This window comes from Thalassotalea loyana (assembly GCF_030161435.1).
GTDB lineage: Bacteria > Pseudomonadota > Gammaproteobacteria > Enterobacterales > Alteromonadaceae > Thalassotalea_G > Thalassotalea_G loyana.
The window spans coordinates 165,380-187,283 of the sequence record NZ_BSSV01000007.1 but is presented as its reverse complement, the minus strand read 5'-3'; the positions used below and the strand labels follow the sequence as shown (position 1 = coordinate 187,283).

24 protein-coding genes and 2 tRNA genes are annotated in these 21,904 nt (G+C 40.0%); 13 read left to right on the top strand and 13 right to left on the bottom strand.

Features of this window, described 5'->3' with window-relative positions:
- Nucleotides 1–28 precede the first annotated feature (28 nt).
- The 4 genes from rlmM to QQK05_RS15245 are packed head-to-tail and all read right to left on the bottom strand — an operon-like array spanning nt 29 to nt 3,066.
- A complete protein-coding gene (gene rlmM / locus QQK05_RS15260) occupies nt 29–1,117 on the bottom strand; it encodes a 23S rRNA (cytidine(2498)-2'-O)-methyltransferase RlmM (protein ID WP_284300143.1) in 1,089 nt (362 codons plus the stop codon).
- A complete protein-coding gene (locus tag QQK05_RS15255) occupies nt 1,114–1,497 on the bottom strand; it encodes a DUF423 domain-containing protein (protein WP_284300141.1) in 384 nt (127 codons plus the stop codon). The genes rlmM and QQK05_RS15255 overlap by 4 nt, the downstream gene beginning before the upstream one ends.
- Nucleotides 1,498–1,502: 5 nt before the next feature.
- Complete coding sequence (locus QQK05_RS15250) at nt 1,503–2,150, bottom strand: alpha/beta family hydrolase (RefSeq protein ID WP_284300139.1); 648 nt, start codon at nt 2,148–2,150, stop codon at nt 1,503–1,505.
- Nucleotides 2,143–3,066, bottom strand: coding sequence for a transcriptional regulator GcvA (locus tag QQK05_RS15245; protein WP_284300137.1), 924 nt, complete (start codon nt 3,064–3,066; stop codon nt 2,143–2,145). Before QQK05_RS15245 ends, QQK05_RS15250 begins: the two co-directional genes overlap by 8 nt.
- 307 nt (nt 3,067–3,373) lie before the next feature.
- On the opposite strand from QQK05_RS15245, the gene QQK05_RS15240 reads away from it, so the two are divergent.
- Nucleotides 3,374–3,652 (top strand): hypothetical protein, encoded by a 279-nt coding sequence (locus QQK05_RS15240; RefSeq protein ID WP_284300135.1) that lies wholly within the window; start codon nt 3,374–3,376, stop codon nt 3,650–3,652.
- A gap of 92 nt (nt 3,653–3,744) precedes the next feature.
- Here QQK05_RS15240 and kdsA read toward each other — a convergent pair whose 3' ends face one another.
- The 7 genes from kdsA to hemA all read right to left on the bottom strand — a co-directional run bounded on the left by kdsA (nt 3,745) and on the right by hemA (nt 10,678).
- Nucleotides 3,745–4,587, bottom strand: a complete 843-nt coding sequence (gene kdsA, locus QQK05_RS15235) for a 3-deoxy-8-phosphooctulonate synthase (protein ID WP_284300133.1) — start codon at nt 4,585–4,587, stop codon at nt 3,745–3,747.
- 301 nt (nt 4,588–4,888) lie between these two features.
- Complete coding sequence (locus QQK05_RS15230; protein ID WP_284300131.1) at nt 4,889–6,133, bottom strand: DUF819 family protein; 1,245 nt, start codon at nt 6,131–6,133, stop codon at nt 4,889–4,891.
- Between the two features lie 13 nt (nt 6,134–6,146).
- Nucleotides 6,147–6,947 carry a tetratricopeptide repeat protein gene (locus tag QQK05_RS15225; RefSeq protein WP_284300129.1) on the bottom strand — a complete coding sequence of 267 codons (801 nt, stop codon included), beginning with the start codon at nt 6,945–6,947 and terminating at the stop codon, nt 6,147–6,149.
- 62 nt (nt 6,948–7,009) lie between these two features.
- Complete coding sequence (locus QQK05_RS15220; RefSeq protein ID WP_284300127.1) at nt 7,010–7,375, bottom strand: SirB2 family protein; 366 nt, start codon at nt 7,373–7,375, stop codon at nt 7,010–7,012.
- 41 nt (nt 7,376–7,416) lie between these two features.
- On the bottom strand, nt 7,417–8,268 hold the full coding sequence (prmC, locus tag QQK05_RS15215) for a peptide chain release factor N(5)-glutamine methyltransferase (RefSeq protein WP_284300124.1): 852 nt from the start codon (nt 8,266–8,268) through the stop codon (nt 7,417–7,419).
- An 8-nt stretch (nt 8,269–8,276) separates the two neighbouring features.
- Complete coding sequence (prfA, locus tag QQK05_RS15210) at nt 8,277–9,368, bottom strand: peptide chain release factor 1 (protein WP_284300122.1); 1,092 nt, start codon at nt 9,366–9,368, stop codon at nt 8,277–8,279.
- A gap of 26 nt (nt 9,369–9,394) precedes the next feature.
- Nucleotides 9,395–10,678, bottom strand: a complete 1,284-nt coding sequence (gene hemA, locus QQK05_RS15205; RefSeq protein WP_284300120.1) for a glutamyl-tRNA reductase — start codon at nt 10,676–10,678, stop codon at nt 9,395–9,397.
- Between the two features lie 189 nt (nt 10,679–10,867).
- Between hemA and lolB the strand changes: the two genes are divergently transcribed.
- From lolB to QQK05_RS15190, 3 genes are all read left to right on the top strand, one after another.
- On the top strand, nt 10,868–11,482 hold the full coding sequence (lolB, locus tag QQK05_RS15200; protein WP_284300118.1) for a lipoprotein insertase outer membrane protein LolB: 615 nt from the start codon (nt 10,868–10,870) through the stop codon (nt 11,480–11,482).
- Nucleotides 11,483–11,485: 3 nt separating this feature from the next.
- Complete coding sequence (gene ispE / locus QQK05_RS15195; RefSeq protein ID WP_284300115.1) at nt 11,486–12,337, top strand: 4-(cytidine 5'-diphospho)-2-C-methyl-D-erythritol kinase; 852 nt, start codon at nt 11,486–11,488, stop codon at nt 12,335–12,337.
- Nucleotides 12,338–12,459: 122 nt separating this feature from the next.
- On the top strand, nt 12,460–13,407 hold the full coding sequence (locus tag QQK05_RS15190; RefSeq protein WP_284300113.1) for a ribose-phosphate pyrophosphokinase: 948 nt from the start codon (nt 12,460–12,462) through the stop codon (nt 13,405–13,407).
- Between the two features lie 156 nt (nt 13,408–13,563).
- Here QQK05_RS15190 and QQK05_RS15185 read toward each other — a convergent pair whose 3' ends face one another.
- Complete coding sequence (locus tag QQK05_RS15185; protein WP_284300111.1) at nt 13,564–13,965, bottom strand: VOC family protein; 402 nt, start codon at nt 13,963–13,965, stop codon at nt 13,564–13,566.
- Between the two features lie 360 nt (nt 13,966–14,325).
- Between QQK05_RS15185 and QQK05_RS15180 the strand changes: the two genes are divergently transcribed.
- Both QQK05_RS15180 and QQK05_RS15175 read left to right on the top strand, forming a co-directional pair.
- Nucleotides 14,326–14,994: a lysoplasmalogenase gene (locus tag QQK05_RS15180; RefSeq protein ID WP_284300109.1), complete on the top strand. Its 669-nt coding sequence runs from the start codon at nt 14,326–14,328 to the stop codon at nt 14,992–14,994.
- Nucleotides 14,995–14,997: 3 nt separating this feature from the next.
- The gene (locus QQK05_RS15175; protein WP_284300107.1) at nt 14,998–16,014 is read left to right on the top strand and encodes an AraC family transcriptional regulator; all 1,017 of its coding nucleotides are present in this window, start codon (nt 14,998–15,000) and stop codon (nt 16,012–16,014) included.
- Here QQK05_RS15175 and QQK05_RS15170 read toward each other — a convergent pair.
- Nucleotides 16,011–17,243: a sterol desaturase family protein gene (locus tag QQK05_RS15170; protein ID WP_284300105.1), complete on the bottom strand. Its 1,233-nt coding sequence runs from the start codon at nt 17,241–17,243 to the stop codon at nt 16,011–16,013. The two genes, QQK05_RS15175 and QQK05_RS15170, sit on opposite strands and share 4 nt — an antisense overlap.
- 171 nt (nt 17,244–17,414) lie before the next feature.
- Here QQK05_RS15170 and QQK05_RS15165 point away from each other — a divergent pair, with 171 nt between their 5' ends.
- The 7 genes from QQK05_RS15165 to QQK05_RS15135 all read left to right on the top strand — a co-directional run bounded on the left by QQK05_RS15165 (nt 17,415) and on the right by QQK05_RS15135 (nt 21,873).
- Nucleotides 17,415–18,182 (top strand): substrate-binding periplasmic protein, encoded by a 768-nt coding sequence (locus tag QQK05_RS15165; RefSeq protein WP_284300103.1) that lies wholly within the window; start codon nt 17,415–17,417, stop codon nt 18,180–18,182.
- Nucleotides 18,183–18,346: 164 nt separating this feature from the next.
- Nucleotides 18,347–18,964 carry a 50S ribosomal protein L25/general stress protein Ctc gene (locus QQK05_RS15160; protein WP_284300100.1) on the top strand — a complete coding sequence of 206 codons (618 nt, stop codon included), beginning with the start codon at nt 18,347–18,349 and terminating at the stop codon, nt 18,962–18,964.
- 17 nt (nt 18,965–18,981) lie between these two features.
- Nucleotides 18,982–19,572, top strand: coding sequence for an aminoacyl-tRNA hydrolase (gene pth / locus QQK05_RS15155; RefSeq protein ID WP_284300098.1), 591 nt, complete (start codon nt 18,982–18,984; stop codon nt 19,570–19,572).
- Nucleotides 19,573–19,592: 20 nt separating this feature from the next.
- The gene (gene ychF / locus QQK05_RS15150) at nt 19,593–20,684 is read left to right on the top strand and encodes a redox-regulated ATPase YchF (RefSeq protein ID WP_284300096.1); all 1,092 of its coding nucleotides are present in this window, start codon (nt 19,593–19,595) and stop codon (nt 20,682–20,684) included.
- Between the two features lie 430 nt (nt 20,685–21,114).
- Nucleotides 21,115–21,462, top strand: coding sequence for a DUF3718 domain-containing protein (locus tag QQK05_RS15145; RefSeq protein ID WP_284300094.1), 348 nt, complete (start codon nt 21,115–21,117; stop codon nt 21,460–21,462).
- Between the two features lie 239 nt (nt 21,463–21,701).
- Nucleotides 21,702–21,778: transfer RNA gene (locus QQK05_RS15140), tRNA-Met, on the top strand.
- Nucleotides 21,779–21,788: 10 nt separating this feature from the next.
- A tRNA-Leu gene (locus QQK05_RS15135) sits at nt 21,789–21,873 on the top strand.
- Nucleotides 21,874–21,904: the final 31 nt, after the last annotated feature.

Genomic DNA, 21,904 nt, shown 5'->3' with positions numbered 1-21,904 from the left:
AAGCCGTTTTTTTTATGGGGTATTAAAACTAAGTTTTAGCTAATGGCGCAGGGCTTAATAGCCTTGCGTGCACCGTGACTTCTTCACGATCATAATACAAGTGCTTTGCATATAGCTCATACTGCACACCCGCGTCACTAAAGGCATCCTTTATTAGTTGCATATCTTGAACAACTTCCTGATAGCGGCCCTTAGGCGGTAATTTAAGGTTAAACATAGCTTCTTTACAATAGCCGTGTAGTAACCACTTAACCATCAACTTCGCAACACGCTTTGGACTTTCGATCATGTCGCAAACTAGCCAATATACATTTAATTTACTCGGAACAAATTTAAATCCATCGGCCATATAATGCTTAACTTGACCAGTATCCATTAACGACTCCGCCATTGGACCATTATCCACCGCGGAAACCATCATTCCACGTCGTACTAATTGATAAGTCCAGCCGCCTGGTGCCGCACCTAAATCAACCGCTTTGAGCCCAGAGCATAAACGGCTTTCCCATTGTTTTTTCGGGATAAAATACAAAAATGCTTCATCAAGTTTTAATGTAGAACGGCTTGGAGCTTGGTTTGGAAATTTCAATCGAGGGATTCCCATGTGGTGCGGTGAGCTATTATGTCCTAAAGAATACCCAAGGATAACTTCTTGGCCTGAAAGAAATAATGCATGCAAATTAGCACCGTCATTATCCCCTTGCTCAGTCATAATTTTATTTTTTCTTAATGCTTGTCTCAATGGCACAGCAAGCTTGCGACAGAACTTTGAAAGTGCTTTTCCATCATTCGTATCTGCTGTTTCCATGCGCAGGTCTACGTATTGCCATTCCGTTCCTAATGCTTCAACAATAGCTTCTACACGATTTGTACTTGGCAACTCTATACGGTCTGTTAACGACAAGAACCATTGACGAGCAAATATCAAGCGTTTGAGCGGTAATTTCTCAATCAACTTCTCGCCATCTTCAGCATTGTATAAATGATAAAGCACTATCCCTTGCTTCTTTAAAATTTCTATATAGCCAAAAGCCTCATTCCAAGCTGCTTTTTCTTGAATTTCAGCACCACATTCTTTTTCAAAGCCCGGGCGACAATATAAAACAATACACGTCATTTACGTTTACCTAAAAATAATAAAACAAACCAACCTAGCGCTAAGCAAATCCCGCCCCATGGCGCTAAGACACTTATCTCACTATAGGAAGAAAATGTTTTTACATACAAGCTTCCACTAAACAGTATGATGCCTATCGTTAAAAGCAATGCACTTAACGCTACGACAAGTTTTTGTTGGCATTGATAGCCCAAATACAATACGAGTAGAACAATAGTATGTAAAAATTGATATAAATGTGCGCTTGTAACACGCGCAGTTTCGGCTGCAGACAAGTGATCTCCTGCATGGGCCAGCCAAGCGCCGAATAGTACAGAAAAAGCGCCGCTAACGCCAATAATAATCGGCAATAGGCGCATAAAACTCGTTAACAAATACATATTTGTCATCCGTGCGATTCAAGTTGGGCTTTAACAAAGGCCAAAATCGCAATGGCTACCTCATCCAGGTTTTCTTCATGGGTAAATCCAGAGCGCACCCTCGGCTTGAAATCATGATCGCCATCAGGGAAAAACTTTACCGAGTAATTTGTATCAAGCTGATATGACAACACCTCTCGTTTATTGCCAAGGGTATCACGTTCGCCTTGACAAATTAGTGTTGGCACTTTGTTGTCTGTTAAGGGCGACAAACGAAGATTATCAGGCTTTTTAGGAGGGTGAAAAGGATACCCCAAACAAATCGCTCCTTTCACCTGCTCTGCCATTGATTTGTGTTCTGATAAGAGCGTCATGGCAACACGTGATCCCATAGATTTGCCCCCAATAAATACTGGCAATGTCGATGAGAGGTTTTCTACTACCTCTTTATAAGCTTCTATAAGTATCGGCATCTTATTTGGTGGGTACTTCTTACCATCAACCGCACGTTTAGCCATGTAAGGAAAATCAAATCTAACGGTATTAATACCTAACCTATTCAACTTTGAGGTCATGTTTTCCATAAAAGTATGTGACATCCCTGCACCCGCACCGTGAGCAAAGACAAACGTGGCAATAGCTTTACTCGATTCATTAATTAGCAGTCTATTCATCAGTTAGGTGCCCATCTACAATGACTTCTTGCTCACGCTCAACCGTTTCCAGCATCCAATTATTAAACGCCTCTATTTTACCAAGTTCAGATTGATGTTCACGATAGACGAGATAATGAGCATCTTTGCTCACAAGCACATCGGTAAAAGGTGATACCAAGCGACCTGCATCTAAGTCGGGCTTCGCCAGAAAACTATTGGCAAGCGCAATGCCTTGTCCATGAATGGCCGCCTGAAGCACCATAGACGAATGACTAAATATAGGTCCATGATTTACATTGATCCCTTTCACGCCGACTTGCTTTACCCAACGTTTCCAATCGCGCCTAGAAGTATCATGGAGCAATATATGTTGGCTCAAATCACCCGTTGAATTTAATGGTTTTTTGCCTGCTAATAACATAGGAGAGCATACGGGAATGAGATATTCCGTATGCAGCTGCTGAGCATGCACGTTTGACCAACGCCCTCTACCGTAGTAAATCGCTATATCAACGTCTTCAGTTAGTGAATTGTCGGGTTGATCAACCGCTTTGATCCTTACGTCAATATCTGGATGCAACGCATTAAAATCATTGAGGCGAGGTACCAACCATTGAATTGCAAAACTCGGCTGCAAACTTACGGTTATTGCACCTTTTGCACCTCGAGCAAGTAACTTTTCTGTAGCTTCGTGTAACGAATTGAAAATATCTTTTATATCAAGATAGTAAGACTGCCCTTCTTCACTTAGAAGTAATGCACGATTTTTGCGCATAAATAATTTTAAGCCTAAATGCTCTTCTAAGCTTTTTATTTGATGGCTAATTGCCGCTTGGGTAACAAACAGCTCCTCTGCAGCTCTTGTAAAGCTTAGGTGCCGAGCAGAAGCTTCAAAAGCTCTAAGTGCATTTAACGGAGGTAATCTTGCTGCCATTTTTGCTCCTCAAAAATCAGCAAATGGATAACTAAACTTCTTTAATGAATAAATATTAATTTGAGACAGACTGAAAAATGTTATTCATTAGTTTTTCTAATGATTAGCATTATAAATTGTCATTTTATCTTTTGCCAGTAGAAGCCTAAAATTTACACCATAGATAGAGGGCGACATTCTTTCACCTTGATAAAGTTGAATATAGGCAAGGTAATAAGAAAAAATTGTTGGTAGTCGTTTTTTCATTCAAAGAATAAAGCCCTAGAGTTCTATTAGATTTATTAACTTTATTCTGGATATGACAATCATGACATTTTTAAAAAAACTTATCACAACTAGCGCGCTCTTAGCTGTTATCCCTATGGCACAAGCAACCACTTTAGAACAGGCAACACCTGTTAATCAAGCACAACTTGTAGACCAAGCTCACGTTGAAATCAAAGCAAACCTAACGCTGGTTAATGAGCAAATTAACTTGTTTGCTAAACAAGTATTCAAAATTGAGTCGCAAGAAGGAAAATTAACGCAAGAATCGGCGTTAATAGCTGATATCCAAAGCCAAATTGGTAGCTTAACAGCAGAATAGCTCCAATCAATGCTCGCTTATTGCTTGATAATCATTTCAAGCATAAAAAAAGGTGCTATAAGCACCTTTTTTCTTATCTAAAAACCGATAAATTACTCGGTTATCAATGGCTCAAAGCCCTTCACTAAATCGTCAATCGCTTTCATCTGCGCTAGGTACGGCTCTAATTTATCAAGCGGTAATGCACATGGCCCATCACACTTTGCATTATCCGGATCAGGGTGTGATTCAATAAATAAGCCAGCAATACCTATCGCCATACCACTTCGCGCTAATTGGGCAGCTTGCGCACGTCGACCATCTGCTGAATCTGAGCGGCCACCAGGTCGTTGTAAGGCATGTGTTGCATCAAACATTACTGGTGCCATTGTTTTCATTTCATCCATCGCTAACATATCTACAACAAGGTTGTTGTAACCATAACAACTGCCGCGTTCGCATAAGATAACTTTGTCGTTATCTGCCTCACCAAATTTAGTAATGATATGCTTCATTTCATGAGCAGCAAGGAATTGTGGCTTTTTAACATTAATAATTGCATCTGTTTTAGCCATTGCGACAACCAAATCTGTTTGACGTGCTAAGAATGCAGGTAACTGAATAATATCAACAACATCTGCTACCGGCTGTGCTTGATGCGGTTCATGAACATCGGTAATAATTGGCACATCGAAAGTAGATTTTATCTCTTCGAATATCTTTAAGCCTTCTTCCATTCCTGGGCCACGAAATGAATGTACCGACGAGCGGTTGGCTTTATCGAATGAGGCTTTAAATACATATGGAATACCCAATTTTTCAGTGGTTTCCTTATATGTTTCAGCAATTTTCATAGCCAAATCACGCGACTCAAGCACATTCATTCCACCAAATAAAACAAATGGTTTGTCATTAGCAATTTCGATTTGATTAAGCTCAATAAGCTGCTTATTCATAATTATTCCTACATTTATATTTGTATGCTACGGCTTATACCAAGTGAAATAATGCTTTAGTCATCTCAGAGCTATGTCAGAGGTGAGTGAACAAGAAAGATTTGTGACAATATAGTTGTTCTACATTGAGTAAATCTGCCGCAGTTATCTTGCCTCTGACAAGCTCCCGAAGGGCGAGTTTAAAAGGCTTATATGCTGCGTTGCTGAAATCAACAAGGGAATAACCATTCTTTTCATTCAGCGCCTTGCCTCTAAGCCTGTTAATTCTCGCTGAGAGAGCAAATCATTTTTTCACTTGGTATTAACCGACAGCTTGTAAAATTTGACCACACAACCAGGCCATGTAAGTTCCCACAGTGTAACCCAACACTGCCAACAATACGCCAACTGGTGCCAACGATGGATGGAAGGCACTAGCCACGATTGGCGCGGAGGCTGCACCACCAACATTTGCTTGAGAGCCAACAGCCATGTAAAACAGCGGTGCTTTTAATAACTTCGCGACAAGCAACATCAAGCCGGCATGAATCACCATCCAAATAACGCCAATGACGAAATAAACTGGCGTATCTAAGATCATCGTCACATCCATTTTCATACCAATAGTGGCTATCAGGATATAAAGAAATGCTGAACCGACACGCGACGCTCCAACACCTTCTAGCTCACGTGCTCTGGTAAATGAAAGTGTTATACCGACAGTCGTAGCAAAAACAATCATCCAAAAAAACTTACTGTGAAAGCTAAATCGGTCTGTATTTGGAAAATGTTCAACGAAAAATGGCGTAATATTATCGGCAAACAAATGAGCAAATCCCGTAACACCTAAACCAATAGCCACGATAATCATAAGGTCGGCTAACGTTGGAATACGTGCATGCTTCGCTTGAAATTGCTCTACTTTTTGTTTCAAGTCGCTAATCGCAGAGGTATCTGCACCCGTTTTCGCATCAATAGCTTTCGCATTGCCTGCCATCACAAGTATCACTGCCATCCATAAGTTCGCAACGATGACGTCAACCGTTACCATGACTGAAAAGATTTGGTCACCAGCGCCGTAAATTTCTTTCATCGCGGCCTGATTTGCACTGCCGCCAATCCAACTACCCGCCACCGTAGTCATACCTCTCCAAACAGCTTCTGGTCCGTCAACGCCAATAAGTTCAGGTGCAAACTGAGCAACAGTGAGCAATGCAATGGGTCCACCAATAATAATACCCACCGTGCCCGTAAAAAATAAAATAACAGCTTTTGAACCTAGCCTTGAAATGGCTTTTAAATCAACACTTAATGTAAGAAGTACCAAACAGGCTGGTAATAAATAGCGAGACGCTACGTAATATAAATCCGATTCTTTCCCACTAATTACGCCAAATGTGTTTAGTAGCGATGGCAGGAAGTAGCAAAGTAAAACTGCAGGTACAACTGAGTAAAACTTTTTCCAAAAAGTGCTTGAGTGCTGAGCAGTATAAAAGACACCACCGAGCAAAATAACGAGCAATCCGAGTACCGTCGCATCATTGGTGATCATTGGCGTGTGAGGCATGAAGTCTCCGAAGTTAGTGTAAAATTGTATCTGAAATCGTAATATTTTCTAATTGTAATTTTAAAAGTTGAGCGGCCGGATCTTGCGGACATTGCTCAACAAAAAATCGATAATCATCGTAAGCCACTTTAAAACAATCAAGTTGATGAAGCAAAAAACCACGATCTCTGCGTTGATAAGGATCATCTGGTTTTAATGCTAATATGACGTCCATACATTTTAGCGCCTGGCGATATTTATTTTCCCTGATTAACGCCGACTTCAAGCTTGAGAGGTGTTTAAGCAACACCTCTTTATCAGATAATGGCTCGACTTGTTGATAGTTCACAAAGTGATCGCTATCCGACATGCGTTCAGCTAGGTCTTCCCAAGTTAACGACTCACCGACAACCGGATCAAAGATTATTGTGTAATCTTCGTCACAAACCAGTTGGACCATGATCTTATCTGGCACATAGACGATGTTAGCTTCAAAACCACAGTGGCGAATAATATGAGAAATAATAATGCACTTTAACGAAGGCGACATTATTCTATATAGCAAACTAGGTACAATTTGATGACTAGTCACAGGCCATAAAGCGTGCTGCTTATCAAGAAAAAGTTGGTTGACAAACAATTCATTTATTAAGCTTTCTGCTTGCGATAACTCGCCTTCTATTTCCTCTATCTCTGTCAAACAATGATCTGCAAGCGCCTGAACTTGTGGAATAGGTTTAATGCCTGGACCGAAAATAAACTCTTCAATTAATACAAGAGTATCCAATAATTTAATGTTATCTGACTTAATTTCGGCTAATAATAATTCGTTCATCTACTACTTCAAAAACTTCTTAATTAGATGCTATATAAGGGTATATCGTGGCAATTCAATACTTATACAAAGAAAAGCGGTTGTTTTGACATCGCTAATCGGAAAATGAGCATCACCCACCCCATCGCGCCAAGAAAACCCACGATTTGCATTGGTTTATTTCGCGCTAATTTCAAGGTATAAAACCCCGTGAAAATATAAGCGACAACAGCTAATAGCTTTTCACCAAACCACATGTATTCAAAAGGGCTTAACGCAAGTTTTACTGCCATAACGATACCAACCGTTAATAATAAAGTATCGATAACGTGTGGTGTTATTTTTACCCATTTCTTGTCAAGTTGTGCTGATCCCATCATGAGCCAAACAAAACGTAAAAAGAACAAGCCAATGCTCAATGCGGCCAATGTCATGTGTAAATGCTTCATTATTTATCCTTGTTGATTATTATTGTTGAAATAAAGAAATGTTAACTCGAAAAGCTAGCATACGTGATACGCGGGTTATCACCTAAATCTTTTTGTGTTCTTGGATTTTGATAGCCATATTCTACAAATAGGGCTTGTACCTGCTGAGCTTGATCATAACCATGCTCCAAGTACAAACAGCCGCCTGTCGATTTAAAATATCCTCTAGCGGTTGCGATAATGTGCTTTAAGTCTTCTAAACCTTGCTCTTTGGCAACTAATGCTGAATTTGGTTCAAACCTTACGTCACCTTCATCTAAGTGCGGATCTTGCTCATCAATATACGGAGGGTTTGAAACAATCACATCAAATTTGTTATCAATGTTACCAAACCAATCACTTTGATAAATTGACACCCTATCTAGATTATTTCGCTGTTTGTTTTCATTAGCTAAAGCAACGGCATCATGATTAAAGTCTATCGCTTCAACATGCCAATCTGGCTGTTCACTGGCTAACGCTAATGCAATCGCACCAGTTCCTGTCCCCAGATCCAATAAATCCAATGTTGCTTGTTGATGATTCGCTAAGACAAGGTCAACTAAAGTTTCTGTATCAGGTCTTGGTATCAGTGTTGCTGGTGATACCTTCAAACTTAATGACCAAAACTCTTTTTCACCAACGATATAAGCAATAGGTTCACCCGCTAAGCGACGTTTAAAGAGTTCCGTAAACTCAGTAACCTGCTGCTCTGTTAGCTGAACATCAGGCCAAGTAAATACGTAGCTTTGTGGTTTTTTTAGGGTGTTACAAAGCAAAATCTGACAATCAAGTTGTTGACTGTCAGATTTTCCGTTGAGCAATTGGCTCGCTTGGCCAATTAATTGTTTAACCGTAATTGGTACGCTAAACATATAACCTATTATTGGTTTTGTTCAGAAAGTGCAGCTAATAAATCAGCTTGGTTTTCTTGTAAGATTGGGTCCATGACCAACTGTAAGTTACCTTCCATCACCTCGTTTAGACGATATAAGGTTAAGTTGATGCGATGATCAGACATACGACCCTGCGGGAAGTTGTATGTTCTAATACGTTCACTTCGATCACCACTTGCCACTAGGCTACGACGCGACGATTCCTCTTCTGCACGACGCTTATCATCTTCAGCTTGTTGCAAACGAGCTGCAAGTACAGACATTGCTTGAGCACGGTTTTTGTGTTGCGAACGTTGGTCCTGACACTCAACCACAATCCCCGTAGGAATATGGGTAATACGAATAGCAGAGTCAGTTTTGTTAACGTGCTGACCACCCGCACCCGAGGCACGGAACGTATCAACTTTTAAGTCAGCTTTGTTAATTTCAATTGCTTCAGATTCCGGTATTTCAGGCATAACCACAACGGTACACGCTGACGTATGAACACGGCCCTGAGATTCTGTTTCAGGTACACGTTGAACACGGTGCCCACCTGATTCAAACTTCATTTCACCATAAACGCCTTCGCCATTCACTTTTGCGATAATCTCTTTGTAACCGCCCTGCTCTGACTCGTTCATGTTCATGACTTCAACTTTCCAGCCCTTCTTCTCCGCATAACACGAGTACATGCGGAATAAGTCGCCAGCAAAAATAGCGGCTTCGTCACCACCAGCACCGGCACGAATCTCGACAAAACAGTTATTGTCATCATTAGGGTCACGCGGTAAAAGAAGAATCTGTAACTCATGCTCAAGTTCTTCGATAGCCTTTTTAGCTGCTTTGAATTCTTCCTGCGCCATTTCTCGCATATCAGGATCATCTTCTTTAAGCATTTCTTCAGCCGTTGTTAGGTCATCTTCGGCGCCACGAAAGTCATTAAAAGCTTTAACCACAACTTCTAGTTGCTTAAACTCTTTAGACAACGCCATAAACTTATCTTGATTCGAAATTGTTTCGGGATCAGATAACAACGCTTGTACTTCTTCAAAGCGCTCTACCAAGCCTTCAAGTTTTAAATAAACTGATTTATTCATGGAAATTCAGGTTCTCTTTTTGAGGTCTATTTTTTGTTGCGGATATTTTCAACATCTAGGTTAAAAACATCACGCAAATAGATAAGTTTGTCTAACTCGCCACCTTGTGCCGCCTTTTGCAAAGCATTAGTTGGCGCGTGCATTAATTTATTCGTTAATTTTGTTGCTAGCTCATTTATTACGGCTTCTGGGCTCTTGCCATTGGCTAACTGACTTTGAGCGCGCTCTAATAAGACATCTCGCTCGCTCATACATTGGTTTCGATAGCTAATAACGGCATCTTGAGTATTTAGTCCTCTCAGCCATAACATAAAGTTATCGGCTTGATCGGAAACAATCGACTCAGCTTGTACCGCTGCTTTCCTACGATTTTCAATGTTTTGAGCAATAATTGTTTGCAAATCATCAACCGTATATAAAAATACGTCTTCTAGCTCTGTTACTTGTTCTTCAATATCCCTTGGCACCGCTAAATCGACCATAAACATTGGTCTATGCTTACGTTCAGCTAAGGCGGTTTCCACCATACCTTTACCAATAATAGGTAACGTAGAGCCGGTTGAGCTAATCACAATATCGGCTTTCGCCATTTGATCAGGAATTTGCGCAAGTGTAATTACATCAGCGCCAATTTGCTTTGCCATGCCTTCTGCACGAGAAATCGTTCTGTTGGCAACAGTAATATGACCGACTTGATTATCATACAGGTGCTTAGCTACTAATTCGATGGTTTCGCCTGCACCAACAAGCAATACGCGGGCTTTGTTCAACTTGCCGAAAATATGCTTGGCCAAATTAACGGCAGCAAAGGCAACCGAAACCGCATTTTCACCTATTTCGGTTTCTGTTCTAACTTGTTTCGCGACACCAAATGTTCGTTGGAACAAACGATCCATGACAAGGGCCATTGAACCAGCAGCTTTTGCTTGGCTGTAAGCCTGTTTCATCTGACCAAGGATTTGCGGTTCACCTAGCACTAACGAATCTAAGCCACATGCCACACGCATCATGTGTGTAACAGCTTTTTGATCTTGGTGCCAATATAAACTTGGCACGAGCGTAGATGCAGGAATATTATGATGATTTTCCAACCATGCAACGACTTTTTCTTGCGTTAAGTCATGCTCGCCGGGCTTCACTAAATAAAGCTCAGTACGATTGCAGGTTGAGAGAATAGCTGCCTCTTGGCATTCAACCTGAGATAACATTTCTTGTAGAGCAACTGTTAAAGTGTCTGGGCTAAAGGCTATTTTCTCCCTCACCGACACGGGTGCAGTTTTATGGTTGATACCAACAGCGACAATTGACATAGAAGAAAAAGTAAACCCGTTATGAAATTCAAGCAAATAATGGCTTACACTGATGATAATTCCATCAAATAATCAAAATTTTAAAGCCAATACAAATATTCGGGGTATTTTACGAAAAAACGCTTATGATTGAAAGCACCTTACAAGCTGTGTTCAAATAAGTTGTTTCGCACTAAAACGATTAAAATAATGAAATCATCGTACAAGACAATAAATTATTTACTTTTCACCATTATTCTTCTGCTCTCTGGCTGTAGTACGACTAAGCAAACGCCCGTTTCCAGTCAGACCTCATCAACAGAGCATCAAGCCGTACTCAATCAGTTATCAAACTGGCAATTTAAAGGGAAATTAGCCTTTATTAGCCCAAAAGAAAGGCAAAGTGCTAATGTTTTATGGCAAGTCAAAGATCATGAAGTAGAAAAGCTTAGCCTTTCAACTTTTCTTGGTATTAATATTCTAGAGATCGAACAAAGCAACAACACGTATGTGATTCAAGCCGATGGTGAAGAGCATCAAGGCAAAAACCTCGCTGTCCTCATTTGGCAGTTAACTGGTATAACATTACCCGTTGAAGCGTTAAGTCATTGGGTAAAAGGAAGTCCTTACCTACCCGGTGACAAATTAACCTATCAAACACCGGCTAATTTCCCCAATATGTTAACCAGCGATTTTAATCAACGACAATGGCAGGTAAAATACCGTCAATTTAAGAGTGTTAACAATGTTATGTTGCCTCATAAAGTTGACATCACACAGGGTGAGTTAACAATTAAACTGCAAATAAACCGATGGGAAACTTAGACTGTGAGCCGTATTTTTAGCTTTCCAGCGCCAGCCAAGCTTAACTTATTTCTTCATATTACCGGTCAACGTAGCAATGGCTATCACAACCTCCAAACCTTATTCCAGTTCTTAGACTACGGCGATACCTTGCATTTTGAGGTTACTAATGGTCAAACAGTCGAGCTACTTACCGAATTTGATGGTGTAGCTATTGAAGATAACCTTATTTATCGCGCTGCAAAAAAACTTCAAACCTACAGTGGAGTATCACAAGGCGTTAAAATATCAATTGATAAGATCCTTCCAATGGGCGGCGGACTTGGAGGTGGCTCTTCTAACGCAGCCACCGTTTTGATTGCTCTTAATACATTATGGAAGCTCGATTTAGATAAACAAACGCTTGCTGATATTGGCCTTGAACTTGGCGCTGATGTACCGATTTTTGTACACGGTTATGCCTCTTTTGCTGAAGGAGTTGGCGAAATTATCACACCACAATCGCCCGTTGAGCACTGGTATTTAGTCACTAAACCTGCTGTCAGCATCTCAACAGCCCAAGTATTTGGCGCTGAAGATTTAACGCGCAACACGCCGCTAATTGATAAATCAAATTATCACTTAGAACAATGTCATAATGATTGCCAAGATTGGGTAATAAATCACTATCCTGAGGTTGCCAACCTAATAGCTTGGTTGATAGAATACGCGCCGTCTCAAATGACTGGAACAGGTGCTTGTGTTTTTTCAAGCTTTGCTACTGAACAAGAGGCACGTTACATTCAAAGTAAATTGCCGTCTGGAATTGAATCGTTTGTAGCTAAAGGAGCTAATATTTCTCCTTTACAACATGCTATTGAGAAGTTGTCATTCTAAATAGCATTGAAAATGCCAATGTAAAATTGGCGAAAAGTAAATTCATTGCTCATAGTTACTGACTATTAGTTTTTGACTATTAGCGTTAATTTTAATGTCAAAAAGTTTCTGAGGAACTGACAGTGCCTGACATGAAGATCTTTGCGGGTAACGCCACCCCTGAACTGGCTAAGAAAATTGCTGACCGCTTATACATGGGTTTAGGTGAAGCAAAAGTAGGTAGTTTCAGCGACGGTGAAATCAGTGTTGAAATCACTGAAAACGTCCGCGGTGCCGATGTATTCATCATCCAATCAACTTGTGCACCAACTAACAACAACTTAATGGAATTAATCGTGATGGTAGACGCACTTCGTCGTGCATCTGCTGGCCGTATTACAGCGGTAATGCCTTACTTTGGTTATGCTCGTCAAGATCGTCGTGTACGCAGTGCTCGTGTACCAATTACTGCTAAAGTAGTTGCTGACTTCTTATCTAGCGTTGGTGTTGACCGTGTTTTAACGGTTGATCTTCACGCTGAACAAATTCAAGGCTTCTTCGATGTACCAGTAGACAACGTTTTTGGTACACCAATCCTTCTTGAAGACATGGTTGAGAAAGAGTTAGACAACCCAGTTGTTGTTTCTCCGGACATTGGCGGTGTTGTTCGTGCACGTGCTGTTGCCAAGTTATTAGATGATGCAGACTTAGCAATCATCGATAAGCGTCGCCCTAAAGCAAACGTTGCGCAAGTAATGCACATCATTGGTGACGTTGAAGGCCGTGACTGTATCATCGTTGATGACATGATTGATACCGGTGGCACGCTTGCGAAAGCAGCTGCAGCATTAAAAGATCACGGGGCGAAAAATGTATATGCATACGCAACTCACCCAGTACTTTCTGGCAATGCTGTGCAAAACTTAAAAGACTCTGTTATAGACGAAGTTATCGTAACTGACTCAATTCCTTTATCGAAAGAGTTGAAAGCATTACCTAACTTACGTCAATTAACGTTAAGTGGCATGTTATCTGAAGCGATTCGTCGTGTAAGCAACGAAGAGTCAATCTCTGCGATGTTCGAAGACTAATCGTAGACATAACTTAATAAAAACGGAGCCTAGTGCTCCGTTTTTTGTTTTTATTGTTGTATCTCAAGTAACAGATTCTAAATGAATTTTTGGTTCGTTAGACAAGGCAATCGCTACATGAGAAGCGATTAACGCAGTAGAACGGATTAAAAACCTTTAGAGAGGCTCAATCAAATCAAATTTATTGCCATATAAATCTTCAAATATTACCACTTTACCATATGGCTCATCACGTGGCTCTTCAATAAAACGCACACCTAGCTGTTTCATCTTTTGATAACTAGCATCAAAATCCTGAGTGGTGATAATCATCAAAACCCCATTACCCGCTTGCTTCCCTACCAGGGCTAGCTGGCTTTCTGATTGAGCTTTAGCAAGAATAATCTGGGTTTGACTCTCTTCGCTTGGTTTAACTGTTATCCAACGAAAATCAGGCGTTATTTCAGTGTTTTCAACCAACGTAAAGCCAAGCACATCACAATAAAATGTGATTGCCTCATCATAATTTTTAACAAATACATTGATCCCGGAAATCACACCCAGCATAGTTTTACTCATCTTAAGAAAAGGTCCTTTAGTTTAGTTGGCTGTAATGTATTAATTATTAAATTTAAATGCTATAAAAAACCTTTAATACCAATTACATTAAATATTTGGTCATTCAGCGAGAATTAAAAGGCTTAGAGGCAAGGCACTTAATGCAGGGAATGGTTATTCCCTTGTTAAATTGAGCAACGTAGCATATAAACCTTTTAAGCTGGCCCTCAGGGAGCTCGTCAGGAAAGAGGTAACTGTGCAAATTGTTTTGATGGAGAATGACTACACCAGCATCAATTTGCTTTGTTTTAACTTCCCTGTCGAGGCTCCGAATTGGCTAAATATTTAATAAAATTGGTATCACGATAATAACAACACACTATGACTAATAATTCAGCTACTACCACAGACTTATCTTCAATAAGCAGCCCTATCTCGCGCATATTTTTTATAACTGCTGTGATTTATTTGATCAGTTTGCCGTTTACTCCCTACCCTTATCAGTACAGTGTTAAAGCACTCCCGATATTTATTTTAGCTTTATCTTGTTTCACTCTACTTGATGGTAAACACAAATGGTTGATGAGCATAGCACTGCTTTTTAGCTTTATTGGCGATATTTTTTTAGCAATCGAATTTACTATGAGCTTTCAGTATGGGCTTCTTAGCTTTTTAATCGCGCACATATTTTACAGTATTTACTTTATCAAACTCCCAAACAAAACCAATAAATACAAACTCATTTCAATTATTGCTATTTGTGCATTTAGTGTGATTGCTGCGAGCATTATCATACCGGCAGCTAACGCGCTTATGGTACCCGTTGCTGTATACTTAATCGTTATTACGCTAATGGCTGTTATCGCATTTTATAAAAGCATTAACCGTAAACTGCTTTTTGGTGTGATTTGTTTTTTACTCTCAGACACCCTGCTAGCAATAAACATGTTTGTCAGCCCTATTCCATTGGCAAGTTTGTGGGTTATGCTCACTTATTACAGCGCTCAATTTTTTATTTTCAGCGGCGCTATGCAATTTAATCGTCGATAGAAAATGCAATATCTAGTTCCCCAATATAGCGTTAAATCTCTCGTTCAGTACCTAATGCAGCATGATGTTGAAAAGCGTGTGCTGCTTGAATTAATCAACACCAGTGACTTAGAATTTTCGCAAACACAAAGTGTTTATTCATTAGAACAATATGAAGCATTACTCGATTACGGAAAGGATGTGCTCCAACAATCCAATATTGGCTTTAAATTTGGTCAGGCTTTTGAATTAGGTATATGGGGGATTTTAGGGCATATCGTTGTTGCCGCACCCAACCTTTTAGCTGCTTTAAACTATCAAAAGCGTTATCAATGTTTAATAGGTAATGTTGGTCAAGCAGAGCACGAAATTAAAGATGAGCAATTTATCATGCGATACATAGCACATCCACAGGCAAGTGATAGCAATATAGAACATGTGATCACTGCTTGGCTCACATTTGCTTTTTCCTATACCAGAAGTAACGATACGCCTATTAGTGTCCATTTTACACATAGATGTCCTACGAATATCGACGAGTACCAGGCTTTCTTTCGTTGCCCCGTTATATTCGGCGATAATTTTAACGGCGTAAAAATAAATCAATCGTCGTTATTACATCCAATCATCAGCGCTAACGATGAAATATTGAATGTACTATTGAGCCAAGCTGAACACCAGCTGACAATAAAACGTCAAAAAGCCTCAATGGATATCATTCGCGAGTTTATTATCGAGCAGTTGCCTACGGGAGTTCCAAGTTTGGAAGACGTTTCTCAACATTTAGAGTTAAGCAGTCGCCAACTCCAACGAAAATTTCAACAAGAACAGACAAATTTGAGCCAACTAATTGAGGCCATCAGGCAACAATTAGCAATTAGCTATCTAACACAAACCAATCATAAACTTATCTATATTTCGACGATTTTAGGTTACTCTGAACAAAGTGCTTTTCAGCGTGCATTCAAACGTTGGTTTGGTATAACACCGCAAGCCTATCGCCAAGCTCCCGTGCCATTGATTTCAAATAAAATCAGCTAAGTACCCGCTAAATTCAAGTTACGCTTTATCGTTTTATAAAAGAGAGCTAACTCGAGCAAGGTAAATACGATGAGATATCCTTCAAAGTGCCAATTAATCATCGGCGCCAATAAAATGTAAAACATGATAGAAACCGACATTAAACGCATCGGTTCTGCCCATACAATCCAAGACTTGAGTTCTTGTAGACCACCTATCAGTACCAAGCTGAGACTCGCGAATAAACATACTATTGCCAAGTGAAATAATGGCAATTGTTGCATCGTTAGAAGAAACACAATAGTTAATATCATCATGATAATAAACTGCACGAGTATGTAGGCTTTCATCGACGTGTTTAACACCACATCATATTTTTTCATTGTTTTTGTTGTCGCGTATTTTCTCGGATGCGCTTTATTTACATCATCAGGACGCCAGCCAGGCGGCATAAAAAACACTTTGAATCTATCGCGCCAAGAACTGGCATAATAGGCATCTTTAATTAAATTCCAATACACTTGCAGGTTTGCCCAAAATGGATTCCAGCTATGTAGTTGATGGCTTACGCCATAAACAATTTCGACATCATCTTTTTCTTCTTGGAACGACTTAAAAATCTTGTCCCATATAATAAAAACACCCGCATAATTCTTATCTATATAGTCACGATTTAGGGCATGATGCACACGGTGGTGACTTGGCGTCACCATAATAGCTTCAAACCAATTCGGCATCTTATTAACGTGACGGGTATGAACCCAAAATTGATACACCAAATTTAACGAGGCGCATGCAATAAATACAACAGGATCAACCCCAATAAAAGCCAATGGCAAATATACGAGCCAAGCAAGTAAACTCGGGGTACTAGTTTGTCTCAATGCCGTTGTAAGATTGTACTCTTCACTGGAATGATGGACTACGTGAGAGCCCCACATGACATGTACTCGATGATTTAAACGGTGAGCCCAATAATAAGCTAAGTCATACACAACAAAAGCAAAAAGCCAAACCCAAATACTATCCTTAGATAAATTAAAAAGAGCGAATTCGTTATAAATAACAAAGTAAATAGACAGTGGTAGTAGTGACTTTAGCACGCCAGTAAATCGACTAAGTATGCCAATACTCAATGAGTTGATTGCGTCATTAAAACGATAGTAGCCCGTTTGGCGCTTGTAATCACACCACATTTCAATTGCTATTAAAATCAAAAACAAAGGGATTGCCGCTATTATTATCGCCATAATTCAACTCTATAAATTCTCTAGACACCCACTATAGAATAAGCATAGTCGACAAATATTGACTTAATAACGACATCAATTGACAGCAGACACACATATAGCGGCATCAGACGACAGTTCTACTATTCTAGGCTAATATAAAAAGTAGGATATGCAACGTCAGGTGGTGTTATGCGTTTATCATGTATTGCTTTCGTTATTTTGGTTAATCTCAGCTTATCTCTTCAGGCAACACCAATCCCTGTCACGATTAATGATATAAAATGGCCACCTTTTTTCTTCCCAAACCTAGAAGGTAAATATAAAGGGTTGGGTAAAGAGCTATTAACTCTCTGTGTAAACAATGAAAAATATCAATTGAACTACACCACCTTACCGGTCAAGAGAACTCACCTTTACATGAAGTCAGGTCAGCTTGATATCGCTGTATATTCACATAAAACATCGAGAGAACAGTTTGTTATCTACGGCAAAGAACCCATTTTTATGAGTGAGTATGGCTTTGTCTCAGTTAAAGATCAGGATATTAAACTTAATAGAATTGCAGACCTTTATCTGTATCAGTTTGGAAACCTTGCGGGTATTTCACATACACCTGAAATATTGAAGATCATCGAAGAGAAACGATTACATGATGAAGTTACAGAAGGCTATGATATCGATTCGATGTTTGGGCAAATGCTGACAAAGCCCCCCCGCTTTCAAGTGATGGCAAATTCAAAAGAAACGTTTAAGTGGCGTGCAAAGCAGCTAGGGATTACGGATCAGGTGACGGTTCATCCATTGACAGTGACTGAAAAAGCATACTTTCTAACTGTCTCTAAAAAAGGCCAGGCAATAGAAGATAAGCAGGCTTTTCTTGATAGCGTTGACTTATGCATTAAACAGTTAAAGTCCTCCCAGCAATACCAAGAAATTGCAGCCAAATACGGGCTGTAAATAAAGAATATCTTGAAACACTTGGCATTATCCGTTGCTAAGTGTTATTATTGCGCGCCTTTTTTACCTCAAGCGAGAGAAATTTCGCCGGTAATAAAGGTACATAGTTGTTTTTGGTCGCAAAAAGCAACGTTATTTTAAACTATTTATTTGAGTACAAAATCATGACTGATATTTTTACTTTGGATGCTGAAGTACGTACAGATCTAGGGAAAGGTGCGAGCCGCCGCCTACGTCACGCGAACAAAGTTCCAGCTATCCTTTACGGTGAAGGCAAAGATCCTGTTTCTTTAACTTTAGAGCACCGCCACGTGTTCCGTGCACAAGAAGAAGAAGCGTTCTACTCACACGTTTTAACATTAAATGTTGACGGTGAGAAAGTTGAGTGTTTATTAAAAGACATGCAACGTCACCCGTACAAGCCATTAGTAATGCACTTAGACTTCTTACGTGTTGACGCTACTCACGCTGTTCACACAAACGTTCCAGTTCACTTCATCAATGAAGACGCTGTAGCGAAGAAAGGTGCAACTGTTGCTCACCACATCAATGAAATCGCTGTTACTTGTTTACCAGGTAACTTACCAGAGTTCATCGAAGTTGACTGTGCAGACTTAGAAGTTGGTCAAACTCTTCACTTATCTGACGTTAAATTACCAGAAGGCGTAACTTCTGATGAGTTAGCGAAAGGTGCAGACCACGACCAAGCTGTTGTTACTGCTAACGCTCCTAAGGGCGGCAGCGATGACGAAGCAGCTGAAGAAGAAGCTACTGAAGAATAATCGACGAGGAACACTCCTTGACGACTAACATTCAGCTAGTTGTGGGGCTGGGAAATCCTGGCCCCGAATACGCTAAAACACGCCACAATGCAGGTGTCTGGTTCGTAGAAGAACTCGCCTCGCGCTACAACATTTCCTTACGACCTGAAAAAAAATACTTCGGCTTATATGGCAAGGGCTATATCGGCGAAGAACTTGTTCATCTTCTGATCCCTACAACCTTTATGAATAAAAGCGGTCAAGCGGTTGCCCCTCTTGCAAACTTTTATCGTATTCCGGTTGAAAATATCTTAGTTGCCCATGACGAACTCGACATGGACCCGGGAATCATCAAGGTTAAAAAAGGTGGTGGCCACGGTGGTCACAATGGTTTGCGCGACATTATCGCTCGCATGGCAAATAACAAAGATTTCTATCGTTTACGCATTGGTATTGGTCACCCAGGCCATAAAGATCGCGTAACCGGGCACGTGCTGGGTAAAGCACCTGCTTCAGAACAAAACTTAATTGAACAGTGTGTTGATGAAGCTAGTCGTTGTTTTGAGATTTGGCAAAAAGACGGTCTCAAAAAAGCGCAAAACCGTTTACACTCATTCAAAGCACAATAACAGATTTATAGGATACAAACATGGGATTTAAATGTGGTATCGTTGGCTTACCAAACGTTGGTAAATCAACTCTTTTCAACGCACTAACTAAAGCTGGTATCGAAGCGGCTAACTTCCCGTTTTGTACTATCGAACCAAATACAGGTGTTGTGCCTGTACCAGATCCGCGCTTAGACAAACTTGCTGAAATTGTTGGCCCAGAGCGTGTAATTGCAACAACGATGGAATTTGTAGACATCGCGGGTCTAGTTGCTGGCGCTTCCAAAGGTGAAGGTCTAGGTAATAAATTCTTAGCTAACATTCGTGAAACAGACGCAATTGGTCACGTTGTTCGTTGTTTTGAAAACGACAACATCGTTCACGTTGCTGGTGGTGTAAACCCTGCAGATGATATCGATGTCATTAATACAGAGCTAGCATTAGCCGATATGGATACAGCTGAGCGCGCTATTGTTCGTCAACAAAAGAAAGCCAAAGGTGGCGATAAAGACGCTAAATTTGAATTACCTGTGCTAGAGAAAATCTTAGCGCACGTTGAAGATGGCAACATGATTCGCTCTTTAGACTTGTCTAAAGAAGAAAAAGCGGCAGTAAGATACTTAAACTTCTTAACCATCAAACCGACCATGTACATTGCCAATGTTAACGACGATGGCTTTGAGAACAACCCATACCTAGATCAAGTAAAAGAAATCGCCGCTCAAGAAGATGCCGTTGTTGTGGCTGTATGTGCAGAAATTGAAGGTGAACTTTCTGAGATGGACGATGAAGATCGCGAAATCTTTATGGAAGAAATGGGCTTAGAAGAACCTGGCTTAAACCGTGTAATCAACGCAGGTTACTCACTACTTCACTTACATACGTACTTTACGGCAGGTGTAAAAGAAGTTCGAGCTTGGACAGTTCGTCAAAACGCTACTGCTCCACAAGCTGCAGGTGTTATTCACACTGACTTTGAAAAAGGCTTTATCCGCGCTGAAGTTGTAGGTTACGATGATTTTGTAGAGTTCAATGGTGAGTCTGGTGCAAAAGAAGCCGGTAAATGGCGATTAGAAGGTAAAGATTACATTGTTAAAGACGGTGACGTTGTTCACTTTAGATTTAACGTTTAGTTTATTATTGGCGTAAAAATAGCCTTATAAACCTTAAAAAATAAGAAGGTCAGTATATTTTTTATACTGACCTTTTTTATTACAAAAAATAATTTCTTACATAAGTATAAAAATCTCGATTTTCTACCATACTTATACCAATTGGAACAATGCTTTAGTCATCTCAGAGCTATGTCAAAGGTGAGAGAACAAGAAAGATTTATGACAATATAGTTATTCTACATTGAGTAAATCTGCCGCAGTTAACTAACCTCTGACAAGCTCCCGACGGACGAGTTTAATAGGCTTATATGCTTCGGTGCTGAAATGAACAAGGGAATAACCATTCTTTTCATTCAGGGCCTTGCCTCTAAGCCTTTTAATTCTCGCTGAGAGAGTAAATCATCGTTTCACTTGGTATTACTATGGAAAACCAACTCATGAGGTAAACATGAAACAAGTATTAATAACTCTAATAGCAGCAACTTTTGTTTTAGTTAGTGCACCAAAAGCGTCGGCCAGCGATGTTTCAGTGCGTGTTTGTGAATATGTTCAAGCAAATGACAAAAAACGCTTAAGATCTTATTTAAAAGATCAAAAAATCAAGGTCAAAGTTATCTTTGAAAGTGTAGGATGTGATGGAGACAACATATTAGTCTTTGCTGCAAAAAGCCAATCGCTCGAAGTTGGCGAGTTTTTAATTGGTAAAACACCTAAAAAGCATGTCAAAGCAAGCTTAGATGCAATTAAAGCAGCTTCTGCTCATTTAGGTGAAGCCGCGAATAAACGCGTAAACTAGTAAAGTTATCTAACAAGCCAGAAATCCAACAATTGTTGTTTGGCTTTCTGGCTTTTTTATTGGTGATAATCCAGCAAAATATTGTCTACTGTTTCACCGTTTTAGCAAAGCAAACGCAATGTTTGCCGAGTTTTTAACCTAACAGTAGAAAAACTACAATTTTTTATTAAAAAACGGTTGACGTAAGACCACGATATCTGCAAAATACGCTCCACTTGCTCAGAGGCAAGAATTGGAATGGCTACATAGCTCAGCTGGTTAGAGCACATCACTCATAATGATGGGGTCCCAGGTTCAAATCCCGGTGTAGCCACCATTTGAATAATGCGGGAATGGCGGAATTGGTAGACGCGCTGGATTTAGGTTCCAGTGCCGCGAGGCGTGAGAGTTCAAGTCTCTCTTCCCGTACCATTATTCAAAGCAATTTTATATTGCAAAAAAT